The organism is Aminobacter sp. BE322 (genome assembly GCF_050433525.1).
Classification (GTDB): Bacteria; Pseudomonadota; Alphaproteobacteria; order Rhizobiales; family Rhizobiaceae; genus Aminobacter.
The window spans coordinates 64551-83004 of the sequence record NZ_JBNPXB010000003.1; the positions used below are offsets into that span (position 1 = coordinate 64551).

18 protein-coding genes are annotated in these 18454 nt (G+C 66.1%); 10 read left to right on the forward strand and 8 right to left on the reverse strand.

From position 1 onward, the window contains the following. Nucleotides 1-3: 3 nt before the first annotated feature. The 6 genes from bioB to panD are packed head-to-tail and all read left to right on the forward strand — an operon-like array spanning nt 4 to nt 5505. Nucleotides 4-1002, forward strand: coding sequence for a biotin synthase BioB (gene bioB, locus J2X50_RS06440; protein WP_429093037.1), 999 nt, complete (start codon nt 4-6; stop codon nt 1000-1002). Then, nucleotides 999-2135 carry an 8-amino-7-oxononanoate synthase gene (locus J2X50_RS06445; RefSeq protein WP_429093040.1) on the forward strand — a complete coding sequence of 379 codons (1137 nt, stop codon included), beginning with the start codon at nt 999-1001 and terminating at the stop codon, nt 2133-2135. The genes bioB and J2X50_RS06445 overlap by 4 nt, the downstream gene beginning before the upstream one ends. Continuing rightward, on the forward strand, nt 2132-2782 hold the full coding sequence (bioD, locus tag J2X50_RS06450; protein WP_429093043.1) for a dethiobiotin synthase: 651 nt from the start codon (nt 2132-2134) through the stop codon (nt 2780-2782). Before J2X50_RS06445 ends, bioD begins: the two co-directional genes overlap by 4 nt. Continuing rightward, on the forward strand, nt 2779-4044 hold the full coding sequence (locus J2X50_RS06455) for an adenosylmethionine--8-amino-7-oxononanoate transaminase (RefSeq protein ID WP_429093046.1): 1266 nt from the start codon (nt 2779-2781) through the stop codon (nt 4042-4044). Before bioD ends, J2X50_RS06455 begins: the two co-directional genes overlap by 4 nt. Then, on the forward strand, nt 4041-5024 hold the full coding sequence (locus J2X50_RS06460) for a beta-ketoacyl-ACP synthase III (RefSeq protein ID WP_429093049.1): 984 nt from the start codon (nt 4041-4043) through the stop codon (nt 5022-5024). The genes J2X50_RS06455 and J2X50_RS06460 overlap by 4 nt, the downstream gene beginning before the upstream one ends. A gap of 28 nt (nt 5025-5052) precedes the next feature. After that, a complete protein-coding gene (gene panD / locus J2X50_RS06465; protein ID WP_429093052.1) occupies nt 5053-5505 on the forward strand; it encodes an aspartate 1-decarboxylase in 453 nt (150 codons plus the stop codon). A 38-nt stretch (nt 5506-5543) separates the two neighbouring features. On the opposite strand, the gene J2X50_RS06470 is transcribed toward panD, so the two are convergent. The 5 genes from J2X50_RS06470 to J2X50_RS06490 are packed head-to-tail and all read right to left on the reverse strand — an operon-like array spanning nt 5544 to nt 9569. After that, complete coding sequence (locus J2X50_RS06470; RefSeq protein WP_429093055.1) at nt 5544-6050, reverse strand: GAF domain-containing protein; 507 nt, start codon at nt 6048-6050, stop codon at nt 5544-5546. Between the two features lie 54 nt (nt 6051-6104). Continuing rightward, entirely contained in the window at nt 6105-6848 is a 744-nt protein-coding gene (locus J2X50_RS06475) for an ABC transporter ATP-binding protein (protein ID WP_429093057.1), read from the reverse strand. Continuing rightward, nucleotides 6845-7675, reverse strand: coding sequence for an ABC transporter ATP-binding protein (locus tag J2X50_RS06480; RefSeq protein ID WP_429093060.1), 831 nt, complete (start codon nt 7673-7675; stop codon nt 6845-6847). Before J2X50_RS06480 ends, J2X50_RS06475 begins: the two co-directional genes overlap by 4 nt. After that, nucleotides 7672-8577 carry an ABC transporter permease gene (locus tag J2X50_RS06485; RefSeq protein ID WP_429093062.1) on the reverse strand — a complete coding sequence of 302 codons (906 nt, stop codon included), beginning with the start codon at nt 8575-8577 and terminating at the stop codon, nt 7672-7674. The genes J2X50_RS06480 and J2X50_RS06485 overlap by 4 nt, the downstream gene beginning before the upstream one ends. Then, on the reverse strand, nt 8577-9569 hold the full coding sequence (locus J2X50_RS06490; protein WP_429093737.1) for an ABC transporter permease: 993 nt from the start codon (nt 9567-9569) through the stop codon (nt 8577-8579). Before J2X50_RS06490 ends, J2X50_RS06485 begins: the two co-directional genes overlap by 1 nt. Nucleotides 9570-9780: 211 nt before the next feature. Here J2X50_RS06490 and J2X50_RS06495 point away from each other — a divergent pair, with 211 nt between their 5' ends. From J2X50_RS06495 to J2X50_RS06510, 4 genes are all read left to right on the forward strand, one after another. Further along, nucleotides 9781-10452 carry a helix-turn-helix domain-containing protein gene (locus tag J2X50_RS06495; protein WP_347966813.1) on the forward strand — a complete coding sequence of 224 codons (672 nt, stop codon included), beginning with the start codon at nt 9781-9783 and terminating at the stop codon, nt 10450-10452. Continuing rightward, complete coding sequence (locus tag J2X50_RS06500) at nt 10449-12044, forward strand: ABC transporter substrate-binding protein (protein WP_429093067.1); 1596 nt, start codon at nt 10449-10451, stop codon at nt 12042-12044. The genes J2X50_RS06495 and J2X50_RS06500 overlap by 4 nt, the downstream gene beginning before the upstream one ends. Before the next feature lie 82 nt (nt 12045-12126). Beyond that, entirely contained in the window at nt 12127-13221 is a 1095-nt protein-coding gene (locus J2X50_RS06505; RefSeq protein ID WP_429093069.1) for a M24 family metallopeptidase, read from the forward strand. Nucleotides 13222-13386: 165 nt separating this feature from the next. After that, nucleotides 13387-13806 (forward strand): DUF6636 domain-containing protein, encoded by a 420-nt coding sequence (locus tag J2X50_RS06510; RefSeq protein WP_429093072.1) that lies wholly within the window; start codon nt 13387-13389, stop codon nt 13804-13806. Nucleotides 13807-13897: 91 nt separating this feature from the next. Here the strand turns inward: J2X50_RS06510 and J2X50_RS06515 are convergent, their stop codons facing one another. The 3 genes from J2X50_RS06515 to clpX form a co-directional block, all read right to left on the reverse strand. Further along, a complete protein-coding gene (locus tag J2X50_RS06515; RefSeq protein ID WP_340037646.1) occupies nt 13898-14170 on the reverse strand; it encodes an HU family DNA-binding protein in 273 nt (90 codons plus the stop codon). A 194-nt stretch (nt 14171-14364) separates the two neighbouring features. Next, nucleotides 14365-16779: an endopeptidase La gene (gene lon / locus J2X50_RS06520; protein WP_429093075.1), complete on the reverse strand. Its 2415-nt coding sequence runs from the start codon at nt 16777-16779 to the stop codon at nt 14365-14367. Between the two features lie 273 nt (nt 16780-17052). After that, on the reverse strand, nt 17053-18327 hold the full coding sequence (clpX, locus tag J2X50_RS06525; protein WP_340037648.1) for an ATP-dependent Clp protease ATP-binding subunit ClpX: 1275 nt from the start codon (nt 18325-18327) through the stop codon (nt 17053-17055). Between the last annotated feature and the right edge of the window lie 127 nt (nt 18328-18454).

The window sequence follows — 18454 nt, forward strand, 5'->3', positions numbered from 1 at the left end:
CGCATGAACGCCGATTTGCACCTGAACGCAGCCGCGGAGCCGCTGAACGGGGCACGTCCCCAGTGGAGCCGCGAGGACGCCCAGGCAATCTACGACCTGCCCTTCAACGACCTGATCTTCCGCGCCCAGACCGTCCACCGCGCGAATTTCGATCCCAACCGGGTGCAACTGTCGCGGCTTTTGTCGATCAAGACCGGCGGCTGCCCCGAGGATTGCGGCTATTGCAGCCAGTCGGCGCATCACGAATCCGGCCTCAAGGCCTCCAAGCTGATGGAAGTGCAGCGCGTGCTGGCCGAAGCCAAGAAGGCCAAGGATGCCGGCGCCACCCGTTACTGCATGGGCGCCGCCTGGCGCAGCCCCAAGGAGCGCGACATGGACGCCGTCGTCGCCATGATCGAGGGCGTCAAGGACCTCGGCATGGAGACCTGCATGACGCTCGGCATGCTGGATCTCAACCAGGCGCAGCGGCTGAAGCAGGCCGGCCTCGACTACTACAACCACAACATCGACACGTCCGAGCGCTACTACAACGAGATCATCACCACCCGCAGCTTCGCCGACCGGCTGGATACGCTGGCCAATGTCCGCGACAGCGGCATCAAGGTCTGCTGCGGCGGCATCGTCGGCATGGGTGAGGAAAAGGCCGACCGTGTCGACATGCTGGTGACGCTGGCGAACCTGCCGGAGCATCCCGACAGCGTGCCGATCAACATGCTGATCCCGATCGAGGGCACGCCGCTGGGCGAGGCCGAGCCGATCGAGCCGATCGAGTTCGTGCGCACCATAGCGCTCGCCCGCATCATGATGCCGAAGTCGCATGTGCGGCTGTCGGCCGGGCGCACGGCAATGAGCGACGAGATGCAGGCACTGTGCTTCTTCGCCGGCGCCAACTCGATCTTCGTCGGCGACACGCTCCTGACCGCCGACAATCCCGAGGAAGACAAGGACTCAGCCCTGTTCCGCCGTCTCGGCATCCAGCCGATGGAGCGCGACGCGGGGTGACCGGCCGGGCCTTGCTCGACCGCTACGAGGCCAGCCTGCGCGGGCTGGCCCGCAAGAGCCGGCTGAGGACGCTGACAGGCCGCGCCGGGCTCGACTTCGCCTCCAACGACTATCTCGGACTGGCAGGCTCGAAGCGCTTGGCCGATGCGGTCGCCGCAGCGCTCGCCAATGGCACGCCGGTCGGCGCCACCGGCTCGCGGCTTTTGCGCGGCAACGACCCCGAGCACGAGGCGCTGGAGCAGAAGGCGGCAAAATTCTTCGGCGCCGAGCGGGCGTTGTTCTTCGGCGGCGGCTATGTCGCCAATTTCGCCGTGCTGACCACCCTGCCTCAAAAAGGCGACCTGATCGTGCTCGACGAGTTGATCCACGCCAGCGCCCACGAAGGCGCACGCGCCGGCCGCGCCGAGGTGGTGGAGGCAAGGCACAACGACGCCGGCGCGGTGGACGACGCCATCAGGAGCTGGCGCGGCAAGGGCGGCATCGGCCGCGCGTGGATCGTCGCCGAGAGCCTCTATTCCATGGATGGCGACCGCGCGCCGCTTGACGAACTTGCGGCGGTGGCCGACCGGCACGAGGCCTTCCTGTTCGTCGACGAGGCGCACGCGACCGGGGTCTACGGTCCCGAGGGCCGCGGGCTGGCGCATCACCTCGAAGGCCGCGACAATGTCGTTGTCCTGCACACCTGCGGCAAGGCGCTGGGCGCCTCGGGCGCGCTGGTTACAGCGCCTGCCGTGCCGTGCGACTATCTCGTCAACCGCTGCCGGCCCTTCATCTATGCCACGGCGCCCTCGCCGCTGATGGCGGTTGCGGCGGCAGCCGCGCTCGACATCGTTGCCGACGAGCCCGAACGTCGCGAGCGGCTGGCGCGGCTCGTCGACCTGGCCGGCTCCAGGGCCGAGGCGCTGGGCTTCAGCCCGAGCGGCTCGCAGATCCTGCCCGTCGTCATCGGCGACAACGCGCGCGCGATGCAACTTGCCGAGGCGCTGCAGGCGCGCGGCTTCGACGTGCGCGGCATCCGCCCCCCGACCGTGCCCGAGGGCACCGCGCGGCTCAGGATCTCGCTGACGCTGAATGTCGGCGAAGACGATGTTGCGGCACTGTTCGCGGCGCTCGCAGAGGAATGCTCGCGATGACGGCCCAGACGCCGGCAAGGATCGTCGTGACCGGCACCGACACCGGTATCGGCAAGACCGTGTTCGCCGCCTGCCTGACCGCTTTGCTCGACGGCGTCTACTGGAAGCCGGTGCAGTCGGGCATCGAGGAGGAGACCGACAGCGAGATCGTCGCCCGGCTCGCCGGCTTGCCTCGGGATCGGGTCCTGCCGGAAGCCTGGCGACTAAGGGAGCCGTTGTCGCCACACCGCGCCGCCGAGCTCGACGGCGTCGAGATCGATGCCGACGCTCTCGCCCTGCCCGCAACCGAGCGGCCGCTGGTCGTCGAAGGCGCGGGCGGGCTGATGGTGCCGGTCAACCGGCGCACGCTCTACATCGACGTCTTCGCGCGCTGGGCGGCACCCGTGGTGCTCTGTGCCCGCACCGGGCTCGGCACGATCAACCACACGCTGCTCTCCATCGACGCGCTGCGCAGCCGCGCGATCCCGCTTTTGGGCGTCGCCTTCATCGGCGACGAAAACGCGGACACGCAGCGCACCATCGCCGAGATGGGCAAGGTGCGCGTGCTCGGCCGACTGCCGCGCCTCGACCCGCTGACGCCGGAAACGCTGGCCACGGCCATGCGGGCGTCGTTCAATGCCGCCGACTTCCTGGAGGCCCGGCCATGAGCCGTTCCGCCGTCTGGCACCCCTTCACCCAGCACGCCACCGAGCCGGTGCCGCCCACGATCGCGCGCACCGAGGGCGCCTATGTCGAGACGGCCGACGGCAAGCGCATCCTCGACGCGATCTCGTCCTGGTGGGTCATCACCCACGGTCATCGCCACCCGAAGATCGTCGAGGCGATCCGCAACGCCACCGAGACACTCGACCAGGTGATCTTCGCCGGGCTGACCCACGCGCCGGCGGAACAGCTGGCGTCCGCGCTGGTCGGCATGGCGCCACCGGGGCTCGACTGGGTGTTCTACTCCGACAGCGGCTCGACCAGCGTCGAGGTGGCGCTGAAGATGGCGCTCGGCTTCCACCGCAACAACGGTGCCGCCCGCTCGCGCATCGTCGTCATGGAGCACAGCTACCACGGCGACACCATCGGCACGATGAGTGTCGGCGCGCGCGGCGTGTTCAACTCGGCCTACGAGCCGCTGCTGTTCGAGGTCGACACCATCCCCTTCCCGGCGGCGGGACGCGAGCAAGAGACGCTCGACCGCTTTGAGGCATTGGCCCGCGACGGCAAGGCCGCCGCACTCATCGTCGAACCGCTGGTGCTCGGCGCCGGCGGCATGCTGATGTATCCGGCCCGGGTGCTGAGCGAACTCAAGCGCATCGCCGAGCATTCGGGAACGCTGCTCATCGCGGACGAGGTTATGACCGGCTGGGGCCGCACCGGCACCATGTTCGCCTGCGAGCAGGCAGGCATTTCGCCCGACATCCTCTGCACGTCGAAGGGGCTGACCGGCGGTTCGGTGCCGCTGGCGGCGACGCTTGCGACCGACGCGGTCTTCCAGGCGCATTTTTCGCAAGATCGCACCAAAACCTTCTTCCATTCGAGCTCCTACACGGCAAACCCCATCGCCTGCGCCGCGGCGCTCGCCAATGTCGCGCTTTGGCGGGACGAACCGGTGGCCGAGCGCGTGGCGGCATTGTCGCGTATGCAGGCGGAAAAGGTCGCGCGCTTCCGCGACGATCCACGCTTCGAGAATGTGCGCACGGCCGGCACCATCGCAGCACTCGACCTGCGCGTCGGCAAGGCAGGCTATCTGGCGGAAGTCGGTCCGAAGCTGCGGGCGTTCTTCCTCGAGCGCGGCCTGCTGGTCCGGCCGCTCGGCAATGTCGTCTACATGCTGCCGCCCTATTGCGTGACCTCGGGCGACCTCGACCGGCTCTACGACGCCGTCGACGAGGCGGCCGAACTGGCCGGCGGCGCGAGATGAGCCGCACGGCGCGCATCGCCGGCTTCGGCCACCACGTGCCGGGCCGCAAGGTGGCAAACGCCGAGATCGAGGTGAGCCTCGGGCTCGACGCCGGCTGGATCGAGGGCCGCACCGGCATCCGCACGCGCTATTGGGCCGCGCCTGGGGACACGCTGTCCGGACTGGCCGCCACGGCCGGCGACATGGCGCTGGAGGCTGCAGGAATCGGGCGCCGCGACATCGGGCTTTTGCTGCTCGCCACCTCGACGCCCGATCACCTCCTGCCGCCGAGCGCGCCGCTGGTGGCCCACAGGCTCGGCCTCGCCAACGCCGGCGGCGTCGACCTCGCCGGCGCCTGCGCCGGCTTCATCTATGCGCTGACCTTCGCCGACGGCTTCGTGCGGCTGCACAACAAGCCTGCCCTGGTCATCGCCGCCAACATTTTGAGCCGCCGCATCAACCCGGCCGAGCGGGCGAGCGCCGTGCTGTTCTCCGACGCGGCAGGGGCCGTGGCGCTCGCGCCCTCCGGCGACCCCGGCCAGGGCATCCTGGGGGCGTCGGTCGCCGCAGATGGCGGTGGCTACGGCCTGATCCAGATTCCGGCGGGCGGCAGCAACCGGCCCTTCGCCGACGAACTCGACATCGCCGAGACGCGCATGACCATCGCCGACGGCCGCGCGGTGTTCACCAAGGCGGTCGAGATGATGAGCCGCTGTTCGCAGGAAGCCATGGCGGCAGCAGGTCTGACCGCCACCGACGTCAGCCGCTTCGTGCCGCACCAGGCCAATGCCCGCATCTTCAACGCCGTCGGCAAATCGCTCGGCATCGCCGACGACAGGATCGTCAAGACCATCGCCGACTACGGCAATTCGTCGGCCGCGACGATCCCGCTATCGCTGTCGATCGCACAGCGGGCCGAGCCGTTCCGGCGCGGCGACAAGCTGCTGCTGGCGGCGGCAGGCGCCGGGCTCACCGGCGGCGCGCTGCTGCTGGGAATGTAAGAACGACGCTGGCTTAGGAGGAGGAAGAATGCGGAAGATCGTCGCCGGCAAGCTGCACGGCATCCACATCACCGAGGCCAACCTCAATTACCACGGCTCGATCACGCTCGACCCGGACCACTGCGAGGCCGCCGGCATCCTGCCGATGGAATTCGTCGAGATCTGGAACAAGAATTCGGGGGCCCGGATCTCGACCTATGTGATCCTCGGCGAGCGCGGCTCGCGCTGCTGCATCCTCAACGGTGCCGCCGCCCGCACCTGCCAGGCCGGCGACCAGGTGATCATCTGCAATTCGGCCTACGTGGACGAAAGCGAGCTGACCGTGCTCAAGCCGCGCGTGCTGACCTTCGACAAGGACAACCACATCGCCGAACGCCTGACCTATTCGGTCGAGCGTGACCAGGCCGGGCGCTACAGCTTCTCGATCCTCGACGAAGACAGCGCGGTGCTGCCCATTCCGGCATTGGTAGCTGGCCGCTAGCAGCCGGCCGGCCCGAGGGCCAGCCGGCACGGCAAAAACTATCGGCGTTCGAGGTGCTCGACGGCGAGGAAGGCCGCCTTGGCTGCGAGCGAAAGCTGCCTGGCCGCCTCGACCCGCACCGGCGTGTAGTAGTGTTCCTCATGCAGCATGTTGACGGTGCCGACGAGCTTGTCGGCCACGAAGACCGGCCAGTTGAGCACCGAGCCGCAGCCGAGCGACCAGATCGTCTCGTGATCGGGGAAAACCTCGGCGATGTCCTTGATGGTGTTGGCGACGAAGGGCTGGCGCTCGACGTGGATGGTGTCGAACCAATGCGTGCGGTTGATCGGCTTGGTGCCGGAAACCGGATAGGTTTCCGGGTGGCTGGTGTAGGTGCGGCCCGAGCGCTCGTTGGCCCAGTCGAGCTTCATGACGGTGAAGAGCTTGGCGCCGACGACCACGTCGGCCAGCGCCTGGAGAGCCTTCCACACGCCTTCGACCTCGGTCGTGGTCGCAATGGCGGCGTCGAAGGCGGCAAGCGCCTCGGCGAATGCGGTTTCTGTCATGACTTACCTCGATATTTCAGGCTTGGGACTTCAGTTTGGGAGGCGTCAAGGTTTTCAAGCCTTGGCGTGAGACGCGCTGAACTCGATCAGTTCGCGCGAATAGGGATTTTCGAGCGCGCCGCGCTTGAGCTGGTCGACATCCGCGACCTCGACGATGCGGCCATGGCGCATGACGGCGAGCCGGTCGCAGAGGAAGGAGACAACGGCGAGATTGTGGGTGACCATCAGATAGGTCAGCCCCTGCTCGCGGCGCAGGCGCTTGAGCAGGTTGAGGATCTCGGCCTGCACGGACACGTCGAGCGCCGACGTCGGCTCGTCGAGCAGCAACAGCTTGGGCTTGAGGATCAGCGCCCGAGCGATCGCGACGCGCTGGCGCTGTCCGCCCGAAAGCTGGTGCGGGAAGCGGAAGCGGAAGCGGCGGTCGAGGCCGACCGACTGCATGACCTCGTCGACGCGCTCGCCATTGTCGGAGATGCCGTGGATGGCCAGCGGCTCGCTCAGCGTCGCGTCCACCGTCTTGCGCGGGTGCAGCGAGCCGTAGGGATCCTGGAACACCATCTGGCACTTGCGGGCGAAGCCGCGGTCGATGCCCGGCGTGCGCGCCTGGCCGAAGGCGGTGATGGTACCGGTCCAGTTCCTGGCCATGCCGGCGATGGCCTTGAGCACGGTGGTCTTGCCCGAGCCGCTTTCGCCCACGAGCGCGAAGCTCTCGCCTTCGGCGACCGACAGGCTGATGTCGTGGGTGACCCTCGAATCGCCATAGGAGATGTCGAGGTTCTCGATCGTCAGCGCGCTCATGTCGAAGCCTCGTCGCGTAGCAAAACAGGCAGCTCCTCGCGGTCCTCGTCGAGACGCGGGATCGCGGCGAGCAGGCCGCGCGTATAGGGATGCCCGGCGTTGCGGAGCTCGCCTGCGGCACACTCCTCCACCACCTCGCCGGCGCGCATCACCAGGATGCGGTCGCAATAGGCGGAGACCAGGTCGAGGTCGTGGCTGATCAGGATCAGGCCCATGCCTTTGCGCTTGACGAGATCGTCGATGATCTCGAGCACCTGCGCCTGGACCGAGACGTCGAGCGCCGAGGTCGGCTCGTCGGCGATCAGCAGGTCCGGCTCGGGGATGAGCATCATGGCGATCATGATGCGCTGGCCCATGCCGCCGGAAACTTCGTGCGGGTAGAGCCCGAGCACACGCTCGGGGTCATTGATGCGCACCGCCTCCAGCATGGCAAGCGTGCGGCCCTTGATGTCGGCGCGGCCGAGCTTCTGGTGGGTCAGGATCGCCTCGGCGATCTGGGCGCCGATGGTCATGACCGGGTTCAGCGAGAACTTGGGGTCCTGCATGACCATGGAGATGCGGGCGCCGCGGATGGCGCGCATCTGCTTCTCCGACTGTGCGAGCAGGTCGACGCCGTCGAAACGCAGCTTGTCGGCTGTGACGCGGCCGGGGGCACGGATCAGCCGCAGGATCGAGCGGCCGGTCATCGACTTGCCCGAGCCGCTTTCGCCGACGATGCCGAGACGCTCGCGGCCGAGCGTCAGCGACAGGCCCTTGACCACGTCGACGGGGCCGCGCGCCGTCGGAAAGGTGACGCGCAGGTTCTCGATTTCAAGCAGGGCGCTCATTGGCGGTCTCCATGCTTGGGGTCGAGGACATCGCGCAGGCCGTCCCCGAGGAAGCAGAAGCCGAGGCTGACGATGACGATGGCGAAGCCCGGCATGGTCGCCACCCACCACTGGTCGAGGATGAAGGAGCGGCCGCGCGAGATCATCGCGCCCCACTCGGGCAGCGGCGGCTGGGCGCCGAGGCCGATGAAGCCGAGCCCGGCGGCGGTCAGGATGATGCCGGCCATGTCGAGCGTGACGCGGATGATCATCGACGACGTGCACAGCGGCAGGATGTGGTTGGCGATGACGCGGAAGGACGAGGCGCCCTGCAGCTCGACCGCGGACACGAATTCCGAGTTGCGGATGGTCAGCGTCTCGGCCCGGGCGATGCGGGCGTAGCCCGGCCAGGTGGCGATGGCGATGGCGATGATGGCGTTCTGGATGCCTGGCCCGAGGGCCGCGACGAAGGCGAGCGCCAGGATCAGCTTGGGCATCGACAGGAAGATGTCGGTGATGCCCATCAGGATGCGGTCGGTCCAGCCGCCGAAATAGCCGGCGACGGCGCCGACGACGAGGCCGACCGGGGCGGCGAGCACCGCCACCAGAGCCACGATCATCAGGGTGATGCGCGCGCCGTATACGACGCGGCTCCAGATGTCGCGGCCGAGCTCATCGGTGCCCATCCAGTTTTCGGCGCTCGGCGGCTTGAGGCGCATGCCGAGGTCCTGGGTGACGGGCGAATGCGTGGCGATCCACGGCGCGAACAACGCAACCAGGATCAGCGTCAGCACGATGAACGCGCCGACCATGGCCAGGGGGTTGCGCATCAGGGCGCGCGACAGACGATAGCTGCGGCCGAGGCGCGCCTGCAGGCGCGAGGACGGGGAATCGTCGAGAAGCCAGTCGCGGGTGGTCGCCATCAGCGTGCCCTCGGGTCGAGGACGCGGTAGAGCACGTCCGAAATCTTGTTGATGCCGATGAAGACCGCGCCGATGACCAGCGTCGAGCCGAGCACGGCGTTCATGTCGGCGTTGAGCAGCGCCGTCGTCAGGTAGTTGCCGATGCCGGGCCAGGAGAAGACGGTCTCGATCATCACCGAGCCTTCGAGCAGGCCGGCATAGGACAAGCCGATGACGGTGATGAGCGGCACGAGGATCGGCCGGAAGGCATGGCGCCAGAGCACCAGCCGCTCAGGCACGCCCTTGACGCGGGCGGTGGTGACATATTCCTGCGCCAGCTGGTCGAGCATGAACGAACGCGTCATGCGGGCGATGTAGGCCAGGCTGAAGAAGCCGAGCACGGCCGCCGGCAGTGCGATGTGCGACAGGGCGTTGAAGAAGATGTCGGTTTCGCCGGCGATCAGGCTGTCGATCAGGATCAGGCCCGTCACCGGGTCGACCATGCCGTCATAGAAGATGTCGAGGCGGCCGGGGCCGCCGACCCACTGCAGCTTGGCGTAGAACAGCGCGAGGCCGACGAGGCCGAGCCAGAAGGCCGGAACCGAATAGCCGAGCAGGCCGACGACGCGGATGACCTGGTCGAGCAGGCTGCCCTGGCGGCTGGCAGCATAGACGCCCATCGGTACGCCGAGCAGCACGCCGATGATGATGCCGAGCGTGGCCATCTCCAACGTGGCCGGGAAGACGCGGGCCAGGTCCTCGGCGACGGGCTTGCCGGTCGACACCGACATGCCGAGATCGCCGGAAAGCACATTGCCGACATAGTCGAAGAACTGGACGACGAGCGGCTTGTCGAGGCCCATCTCGATGCGGGCGGCCTCGTAGACGGCGCGCGGGGCACGGTCGCCGACCACCGCCAGCACCGGATCGATCGGCACGACGCGGCCGATGAAGAAGGTGATGGCAAGCAGGCCGAGGAAGGTGAAGGCGACCGCGGCCAGGACGCCCAGCACGCCCTTCACCGTTTTCCAGGCGTGCCGCGCATTGCGCGACGAGCCGCCAGGCCCTGTTGGAAGCGCCTGTGCGGCGGAGTCGGTTTCTGATGCCACGCGGTGTTGGTTCCTACCACATTGGCCGCGCCGCTCGTGCGGCACGGATGTTTTCTGTCGAGCAAAATTCCGCTTGGACTATACAAACAATTTTGCTTAGATCAAAAAAATTTTGATGGGAGCAAAATTCATAGTGTCGCCGGAGGCCACGAAGAGCACCGCATCCAGCCAGCCGAAAGTGGGCGCGCTGATCCGCGCGCGCCGCCGACGGCTCGGGATGACACTGCAGGAATTGTGTGACGCCGCGGGCATTTCCGTGGGTTACCTCAGTCAGGTCGAACGCGACCACGCCACCCCATCGCTGGGCACCCTCGCCCAGATCGCGCGCAGCCTCGACGTGGGTGTGGATTATTTCATCGCGACCCCCTCGGCGGAGGACGGGCTGACCCGCGAAGGCGAGCGGAACCGATTCTCGGTCGACGGCTCGTCGATCGTCTACGAGCGCATTGCCGCCGACTTCACCGGCAACGTGCTCTCCTCCTTCATCCTCAACGTTCCGCCCGGCTACCGCTCAGAGACGGTCAGCCACGAGGGCGAGGAAATCCTGTTCATTCTCGAAGGCTCGATCACCCAGCGCCTCGAGAACGAAGAGATGGTGCTTTCGGCCGGCGACAGCCTGCATTTCCGCGGCAATCGCCCGCATTCCTGGTCGAACGACACCGACAAGTTCGCGCGCATGCTCTGGACCGGCACGCTGCCGATGTTCAGGTCGCGCACGGAGCATCCGGCCCTACGCGGTTCAAAGGCCGAGACAAAGACAACGGGAACCAAAAAGGAGAGAAAATGACCAAAATGTTCAGGGCAGCGCTGCTCGCCGCAGCATTGGCGATGCCGATGACGCCGATGGCCAGCCTGGCCGCAACGCCGGCAGACATTCTCGTGGTGGCGCAGAACATCGACGACATCGTCAGCATCGACCCGGCCGAGGCCTACGAGTTCTCGTCGGGCGAATATGTCGCCCAGACCTATGACCGCCTGGTGCAGTACGACGCCGCCGACACCAAGACGCTGGCCGCCGGCCTCGCCAAGGAATGGGCCGTCGACGACGCCAACAAGACCATCACGTTCACGCTGCGCGACGGCGTCAAGTTCAGCTCGGGCAATCCGCTGCGCGCCGAGGACGTGGTCTATTCGTGGAAGCGCGTGGTCACACTCAACAAGGCGCCTGCCTTCATCCTGACGCAGCTCGGCTGGACGCCCGAGAATTACGACAAGATGGTCACGGCCGACGGCAACAAGGTGGTGGTGAAGTATAACGGCGACTTCTCGTCGGCCTTCGTGCTGAACGTGCTCGCCGCCCGCCCCGCCTCGGTCGTCGACGCAGTCACGCTGCAGGCCAACGAAGCCAGTGGCGACATGGGCAATGCGTGGCTGAAGTCCAATTCGGCCGGTACCGGCCCGTTCGTGCTCAAGGCCTTCCGCCCGGGCGAACTGATCAACCTGACGGCCAATCCCGAGTACTTCAACGGCGCGCCGGCCATCAAGGGCGTGATCATCCGTCACGTCGCCGAAGCCGCGACCCAGCAGCTCTTGCTGCAGTCGGGCGACGTCGACATGGCCAAGAACCTGACCTCGGACCAGATCGCCAGCCTCGCGGGCAAGGACAACCTGACCACCGAGACCTATCCGCAGGCGGCCGTGCACTTCCTCTCGTTCAACCAGAAGACCGAGTCGCTGACGCCGCCCGCCGTGTGGGACGCCGCCCGCTACCTGGTCAACTACAAGGGCATGACCGACACCTTCCTCAAGGGCCAGATGCAGACGCACCAGGCATTCTGGCCGTCGGGCTTCCCGGGTTCGCTCGACGAGACGCCCTACAGCTACGATCCGGCCAAGGCCAAGCAGATCCTGGCCGATGCCGGCATCAAGACGCCGATCAAGGTGACGCTCGACGTCATCAACTCGACGCCGTTCACCGATATGGCGCAGTCGCTGCAGGCGAGCTTCGCCGAAGCCGGCATCAACTTCGACATCATCCCGGGCACCGGCTCGCAGGTGATCACCAAGTACCGTGCCCGCACGCACGAGGCGATGCTGCTCTATTGGGGCCCTGACTTCATGGATCCGCATTCCAACGCCAAGGCCTTCGCCTACAACGAAGACAATTCGGACGGAAACTACCAGTCGACCACGACGTGGCGTAACGGCTGGGCCGTGCCGGAGGAGCTGAACAAGGAGACCAAGGCGGCGCTTGCCGAGGCCGATCCGGCCAAGCGCAGCGCGATGTACATCGACCTGCAGAAGAAGGTGCAGGAGAAGTCGCCGATCGTGATCATGTTCCAGGCCGCGACCCAGGTGGCGCGCGCCAAGAACGTCGAAGGCTACGTCAACGGCGCAACCTCGGACTTCGTCTACTACCGCCTCGTCAAGAAGAACTGACCTGGCTTACCTCAGGGCCGCCCGCGAGGGCGGCCCTTTCTCTTGATTCCTCGAAAATCGAAGACCTCGGAAGGCAAGGATTATGTACGAAGAGCGGATGGCGCTGCTGCGCGAGCGCATGGCGGAAACCGGAACCGACCTCGTGGTCGTCGGCCCCTCGTCGCACCTGGTGTGGCTTACCGGCATGTCGCCGCATGGCGACGAACGGCCGGTGCTGCTGATCGTGGCGCAGAAGCACGCGGGCTTCCTGATGCCGGCGCTGAACGCCGACAGCCAGCGCCCCTTCACCAAGCTGCCGTTCTATCCGTGGACCGACGCCGCCGGCCCCAACGAGGCCCTGTCACGGCTTCTGAACGATTGCGGTGCGGGTCGCACCGAGCTCAAGATCGCCCTCGACGAGACCATGCGCGCCGACTTCGCCCTGCTCGCCATCGACGCGCTGCCCGGTGCCGCCCGCGGCTTCCTGACCGACACGGTGGGCTATCTGCGCGGCCAGAAGGACGACGCCGAGTACGAACTGCTCAAGATGAACGCGGTGCTCAACGACGGCGCCATGAAGGCCGGCTTCGCCGCCCTCAAGGAGGGCGTGACCGAGCTCGAGGTCGGCCAGGCGATCCGCGACTTCTACGCGGCCAACGGCGCCGAGGCCCAATTCGTCAGCGTCTGCTTCGGCGAGAACGGCGCCTTCCCGCACCACCACACCGGCGCCCGCAAGCTGAAGGCCAACGAGGCGGTGCTGATCGACATCGGCGGCCGCAAGGACGGCTATCCGTCCGACATGACCCGCGTCGGCGTGTTCGGCGACAAGCCGGAAGGCTTCGACGAGGTCCATGGCGTGCTGGAGCGCGCCGTGCAGGCCGCGATCGCCGTGGCCAAGCCCGGCATCGCCGCCAAGGAGGTCGACAAGGCCGCCCGCGACGTCATCGCCGCCGCCGGCTATGGCGAGTACTTCCTGCACCGCACCGGCCACGGGCTCGGCATCGACATCCACGAGCCGCCCTACATCACCGGCACGTCGGAAACCATCCTGCAGGAAGGCAACGTCTTCTCGATCGAGCCGGGCATCTATCTGCAGGGCCGCTTCGGCCTGCGCCTCGAGGAGATCGTGATCCTGCGCGGCAACCGCGCCGAAGTTCTGTCCGAGCTGCCGCGCGCGGCATTCGTGGTCAAGGCCTGAGCCCGACCTGCTCCGAGACACGAAAGGGCCGCAGTCGCGGCCCTTTTTGTCGGCCCGACGTCGCCCCTGCCCCTGAGCCGGCCTCGGCAATGGCCGCACGCCGGCCTGTTCGACATCCAGGCACCGATGTTATCGTCGGGATCTGGAACCGGACGGGAGGGCAACGTGCGAACTATTCTCTTGGCGGTGGCCGCCTTGGTTGCGGTCGACGCGAGTGCCGCAGAACAGACCTTCCCCGCGGACGGCGGCGTGATCTACTTCAACATGCCCTCGGGCAATGTCGGCTGCCAGTACACGCCCGCCGGCGGCTCGGACGTCTACATGCCCGAGGACGGCGGTCCCGAACTCGGCTGCGACCGCATCGAGCCGACCTACCAGAGGTTCGTCCTGGGCAAGGCCGGAAAGGCGAAGCGCTACCAGAACGTCGGCGACACCGGCTGCTGCGACGGTTCGCACACGCTGGAGTACGGCAACAGCTGGAAGAAGGGGCCGTTCAGCTGCACATCCACCAAGGCTGGGCTGAGCTGCGCCCGCAACGACGGCCACGGCTTCTTCATCAGCCGGTCGAAGACCGAAATCCACTGATACGGCCGGGCACGCGGCCCAAGCCCCCGGCTTCGGGCAAAAGAAAAGCCGGGCAAGCCCGGCTTTTCGACAAGTCACGGCTGGGAAGCGATCAGTTGACCGCGTCCTTGAGGCCCTTGCCGGCCGAGAACTTCGGGACCGTACGGGCCGGGATCTTCACTTCCGCACCGGTCTGCGGGTTGCGGCCAGTGGACTCTGCACGCTTCGACACGGTGAAATTTCCGAAACCGACAAGCCGGACGTCGCCGCCACCCTTCAGTTCGCTGGTGATGACGGAGAACACGGCATCGACAGCGGACTGCGCGTCGCCCTTGGAGAGCTTGGCAGCCTCGGCGACAGCGGACACTAGTTCGTTCTTGTTCATTGAATTCCCTTCCATGAGAAAACCGGGAGTTAGACTCAGCCGGTAGGAGACGGACTTTAGAAAAAGGTTCGGGCACAACCAAGTCAAAAAGGTCTCAAAAAAATGGAAAAAGCCCGGAATTCCGGGGTTTTTCACATGAAAAAGCCGGGCGTGAGCCCGGCCTTTCCGTTTTCGCATCGCAACCTTAGGTGCGACTAATGCGCGAAGCCCTTGCCGGCGTCCTCGCCAGCGTCGGACTTGGCCGCCGGCACTTCGACCGGCTCGGTCCATTCGATCGGCTCCGGCTGGCGCACCAGGGCATGCTTGATGACCTCGCCCATGCGGCTGACCGGGATGATCTCCATGCCGCTCTTCACGTTCTCCGGGATCTCCGCCAGGTCCTTGGCGTTCTCCTCCGGGATCAGCACCTTCTTGATGCCGCCGCGAAGCGCCGCAAGCAGCTTCTCCTTCAGACCGCCGATCGGCAGCACGCGGCCGCGCAGCGTGATCTCGCCCGTCATCGCCACGTCGGCCCTGACCGGGATGCCGGTGAGGATCGAGACGATAGCGGTCGCCATCGCGGTGCCGGCAGACGGACCATCCTTGGGCGTCGCACCTTCCGGCACGTGCACGTGGATGTCGCGCTTGTCGAACAGCGGCGGCTCGACGCCGAAGTCGATGGCGCGGCTGCGGACGTAGGATGCAGCCGCCGAGATCGACTCCTTCATGACGTCGCGCAGGTTGCCGGTGACGGTCATGCGGCCCTTGCCGGGCATCATGACGCCTTCGATCGTCAGCAACTCGCCGCCGACCTCGGTCCACGCAAGCCCGGTGACGACGCCGACCTGATCCTCGCCCTCGACCTGGCCGAAGCGATAGCGCGGCACGCCGAGATAGTCGTCCAGGTTGGCCGGCGTGATCTTCACCGACTTCTTCTTGGTCTTCAGAATCTCGGTCACGGCCTTGCGCCCGAGCTTCATCAGCTCGCGCTCGAGGCTGCGCACGCCCGCCTCGCGGGTGTAGGTCTGGATCACGGCGCGGATCGCCTCTTCCGAAACCGAGAACTCCTTGGGCTGGAGTGCATGGTCGCGGACCACCTTCGGCATCAGGTGCCGCTTGGCGATCTCGACCTTCTCGTCCTCGGTGTAGCCGGCGATACGGATGATCTCCATGCGGTCCATCAGGGGCGCAGGGATGTTCAGCGTATTCGCCGTCGTCACGAACATCACGCTCGAGAGGTCGTACTCGACCTCCAGATAGTGATCCATGAACGTGGCGTTCTGTTCCGGGTCGAGCACCTCGAGCAGCGCCGACGACGGATCGCCGCGGAAGTCCTGACCCATCTTGTCGATCTCGTCGAGCAGGAAGAGCGGGTTGGACTTCTTCGCCTTCTTCATCGACTGGACGACCTTGCCGGGCATCGAGCCGATGTAGGTGCGACGGTGACCGCGGATCTCGGCCTCGTCACGCACGCCGCCGAGCGCCATGCGCACGAACTCGCGTCCGGTGGCCTTGGCGATCGACTTGCCGAGCGAGGTCTTGCCGACGCCGGGCGGTCCGACGAGGCACAGGATCGGGCCCTTGAGCTTCTTCTGGCGGCTCTGCACGGCCAGATACTCGACGATGCGGTCCTTGACCTTGTCGAGGCCGTAGTGGTCGGTGTCGAGCACGTTCTGGGCGAAGTTCAGGTCCTGCTTGACCTTGGAGTTCTTGCCCCACGGGATCGACAGCAGCCAGTCGAGGTAATTGCGCACGACGGTGGATTCAGCCGACATCGGCGACATCGAACGCAGCTTCTTCAATTCGGCTTCCGCCTTCTCGCGGGCCTCCTTGGTGAGCTTCGTCTTCTTGATGCGCGCCTCGATCTCAGCGGCCTCGTCGCGGCCGTCCTCGCCCTCGCCGAGCTCCTTCTGGATCGCCTTCATCTGCTCGTTGAGGTAGTACTCGCGCTGGGTCTTCTCCATCTGCCGCTTGACGCGGCTGCGGATGCGCTTCTCCACTTGCAGGACGGAGATCTCGGCTTCCATGAAGCCCATCGCCTTTTCGAGACGCTCCTTGACGGAAAGCGTGCCGAGCATCTCCTGCTTCTCGGTGATCTTGATCGCGAGATGCGAGGCGACCGTATCGGCGAGCTTGGAATAGTCGTCGATCTGGCTGGCGGCACCAACCACTTCGGGCGAGATCTTCTTGTTGAGCTTCACATAGTTTTCGAAGTCGGCAATCACCGAGCGGGCGAGCGCCTCGACCTCGACTTCCTCTTCCTCCGGCTCGCTCAGGACGAGCGCGCGGGCCTCATGGAAATCGGGCTTGTCGGTGAAGGACGCGATCCTGGCGCGCGTGGTGCCCTCGACAAGCACCTTGACGGTGCCGTCCGGCAACTTCAGCAGCTGCAGCACATTGGCGAGCGTGCCGACGTCGTAGATCGCATCCGGCTCGGGATCGTCGTCTGCCGCGTTCATCTGGGTCGCGAGCAGGATCTGCTTCTCCTGACCCATCACCTCTTCCAGGGCCTTGATCGACTTTTCACGCCCCACGAAGAGCGGGACGATCATGTGCGGGAACACGACTATGTCGCGCAACGGCAGGACTGCGAAGGTACCTTCGCCGGAAGAGCGGGATATTTTGGCCATTGTCCAACCTTTCATATCGCGACCGCGCGAGCGCCAACCGCGAATCTCATATTAACGACCATGGACGGTTCCGCCTACCGCCGATTACCGCGCGGCATTACAGCACGTAACCCAACCCATCGCCTCTTGTCCGTTAGTTGGAGCTTCGTCGGGTAAACATCAAGGCCAAACACGACAGCGCTTGGAAGACGTGTGGCCGGCGGCGCTCCATACGTGCAAACGGCGCCGCTGGGGCGCCGTTCGCGAGAGCGGAATAGGCCGATCCGTCAGGCCTCAGGCGCTGACGCTGCCCTTCTTTTCCTTCTGTTCGGCGTAGATGTAGAGCGGCCGGGCATTGCCGGACACCACCTCTTCCGAAATCACCACTTCCTGGACGCCTTCCAGCGCCGGAAGCTCAAACATGGTGTCGAGCAGGATCGCCTCCATGATCGAACGCAGGCCACGGGCGCCGGTCTTGCGCTCGATGGCGCGCTTGGCGATGGCCGACAGCGCGTTCTCGTGGAAGGTGAGATCCACGTTCTCCATCTCGAACAGGCGCTGATACTGCTTGACCAGAGCGTTCTTCGGTTCGGTCAGGATCTGGATCAGCGCCGGCTCGTCGAGGTCCTCGAGCGTCGCCAGCACCGGCAGACGGCCGACGAATTCGGGGATCAGGCCGAACTTCAGCAGATCCTCCGGCTCGACCTGGCGGAACAGCTCGCCGGTGCGGCGGTCCTCGGGCGAGGCGACCGTGGCGGCGAAGCCGATCGAGGTCTTGCGGCCGCGGTCGGAGATGATGCGGTCGAGGCCGGCGAAGGCGCCGCCGCAGATGAACAGGATGTTGGCCGTGTCGACCTGCAGGAACTCCTGCTGCGGGTGCTTGCGGCCGCCCTGCGGGGGCACGGAAGCAACCGTGCCTTCCATGATCTTGAGCAGCGCCTGCTGGACGCCCTCGCCCGACACGTCGCGGGTGATCGAGGGGTTGTCCGACTTGCGGCTGATCTTGTCGATCTCGTCGATGTAGACGATGCCGCGCTGGGCGCGCTCGACGTTGTAGTCGGCGGCCTGGAGCAGCTTGAGGATGATGTTCTCGACGTCCTCGCCGACGTAGCCGGCTTCGGTCAGCGTCGTCGCGTCGGCCATGGTGAAGGGCACGTCGATGATGCGGGCGAGCGTCTGGGCAAGCAGCGTCTTGCCGCAGCCCGTCGGTCCGATCAGCAGGATGTTCGACTTCGCCAGTTCGACGTCGTTGCTCTTCCCGGCGTGGGCCAGGCGCTTGTAGTGGTTGTGGACGGCCACCGACAGCACGCGCTTGGCGTAGGGCTGCCCGATGACGTAGTCGTCCAGCACCTTGAGGATCTCCTGCGGGGTGGGCACGCCTTCGCGCGACTTCACCATCGAGGTCTTGTTCTCCTCGCGGATGATGTCCATGCACAGCTCGACGCACTCGTCGCAGATGAATACGGTCGGGCCGGCGATGAGTTTGCGCACCTCATGCTGGCTCTTGCCGCAGAACGAGCAATAGAGCGTGTTCTTGGAGTCGCCGCCGCCGTTGCTGACCTTGCTCATATTGTCCAAGTCCTTTCACTGCCGCCCAGCCGAACGCCTGGCTTGCGGGCGCAAATGCAATCTAACGCCGAACGCCGTCACCGCCATCCCTGGCCGCCGCAACGAGTTCCCTACCAGCACACATTTC

Coding starts and splice junctions, on each gene's coding strand:
- bioB (WP_429093037.1), top strand. CDS start 4: ATGAACGCCGATTTGCACCTGAACGCAGCCGCGGAGCCGCTGAACGGG.
- bioD (WP_429093043.1), top strand. CDS start 2,132: ATGACGGCCCAGACGCCGGCAAGGATCGTCGTGACCGGCACCGACACC.
- J2X50_RS06455 (WP_429093046.1), top strand. CDS start 2,779: ATGAGCCGTTCCGCCGTCTGGCACCCCTTCACCCAGCACGCCACCGAG.
- J2X50_RS06460 (WP_429093049.1), top strand. CDS start 4,041: ATGAGCCGCACGGCGCGCATCGCCGGCTTCGGCCACCACGTGCCGGGC.
- panD (WP_429093052.1), top strand. CDS start 5,053: ATGCGGAAGATCGTCGCCGGCAAGCTGCACGGCATCCACATCACCGAG.
- J2X50_RS06470 (WP_429093055.1), bottom strand. CDS start 6,050: ATGACAGAAACCGCATTCGCCGAGGCGCTTGCCGCCTTCGACGCCGCC.
- J2X50_RS06475 (WP_429093057.1), bottom strand. CDS start 6,848: ATGAGCGCGCTGACGATCGAGAACCTCGACATCTCCTATGGCGATTCG.
- J2X50_RS06480 (WP_429093060.1), bottom strand. CDS start 7,675: ATGAGCGCCCTGCTTGAAATCGAGAACCTGCGCGTCACCTTTCCGACG.
- J2X50_RS06485 (WP_429093062.1), bottom strand. CDS start 8,577: ATGGCGACCACCCGCGACTGGCTTCTCGACGATTCCCCGTCCTCGCGC.
- J2X50_RS06495 (WP_347966813.1), top strand. CDS start 9,781: ATGGGAGCAAAATTCATAGTGTCGCCGGAGGCCACGAAGAGCACCGCA.
- J2X50_RS06500 (WP_429093067.1), top strand. CDS start 10,449: ATGACCAAAATGTTCAGGGCAGCGCTGCTCGCCGCAGCATTGGCGATG.
- J2X50_RS06505 (WP_429093069.1), top strand. CDS start 12,127: ATGTACGAAGAGCGGATGGCGCTGCTGCGCGAGCGCATGGCGGAAACC.
- J2X50_RS06515 (WP_340037646.1), bottom strand. CDS start 14,170: ATGAACAAGAACGAACTAGTGTCCGCTGTCGCCGAGGCTGCCAAGCTC.
- lon (WP_429093075.1), bottom strand. CDS start 16,779: ATGGCCAAAATATCCCGCTCTTCCGGCGAAGGTACCTTCGCAGTCCTG.
- clpX (WP_340037648.1), bottom strand. CDS start 18,327: ATGAGCAAGGTCAGCAACGGCGGCGGCGACTCCAAGAACACGCTCTAT.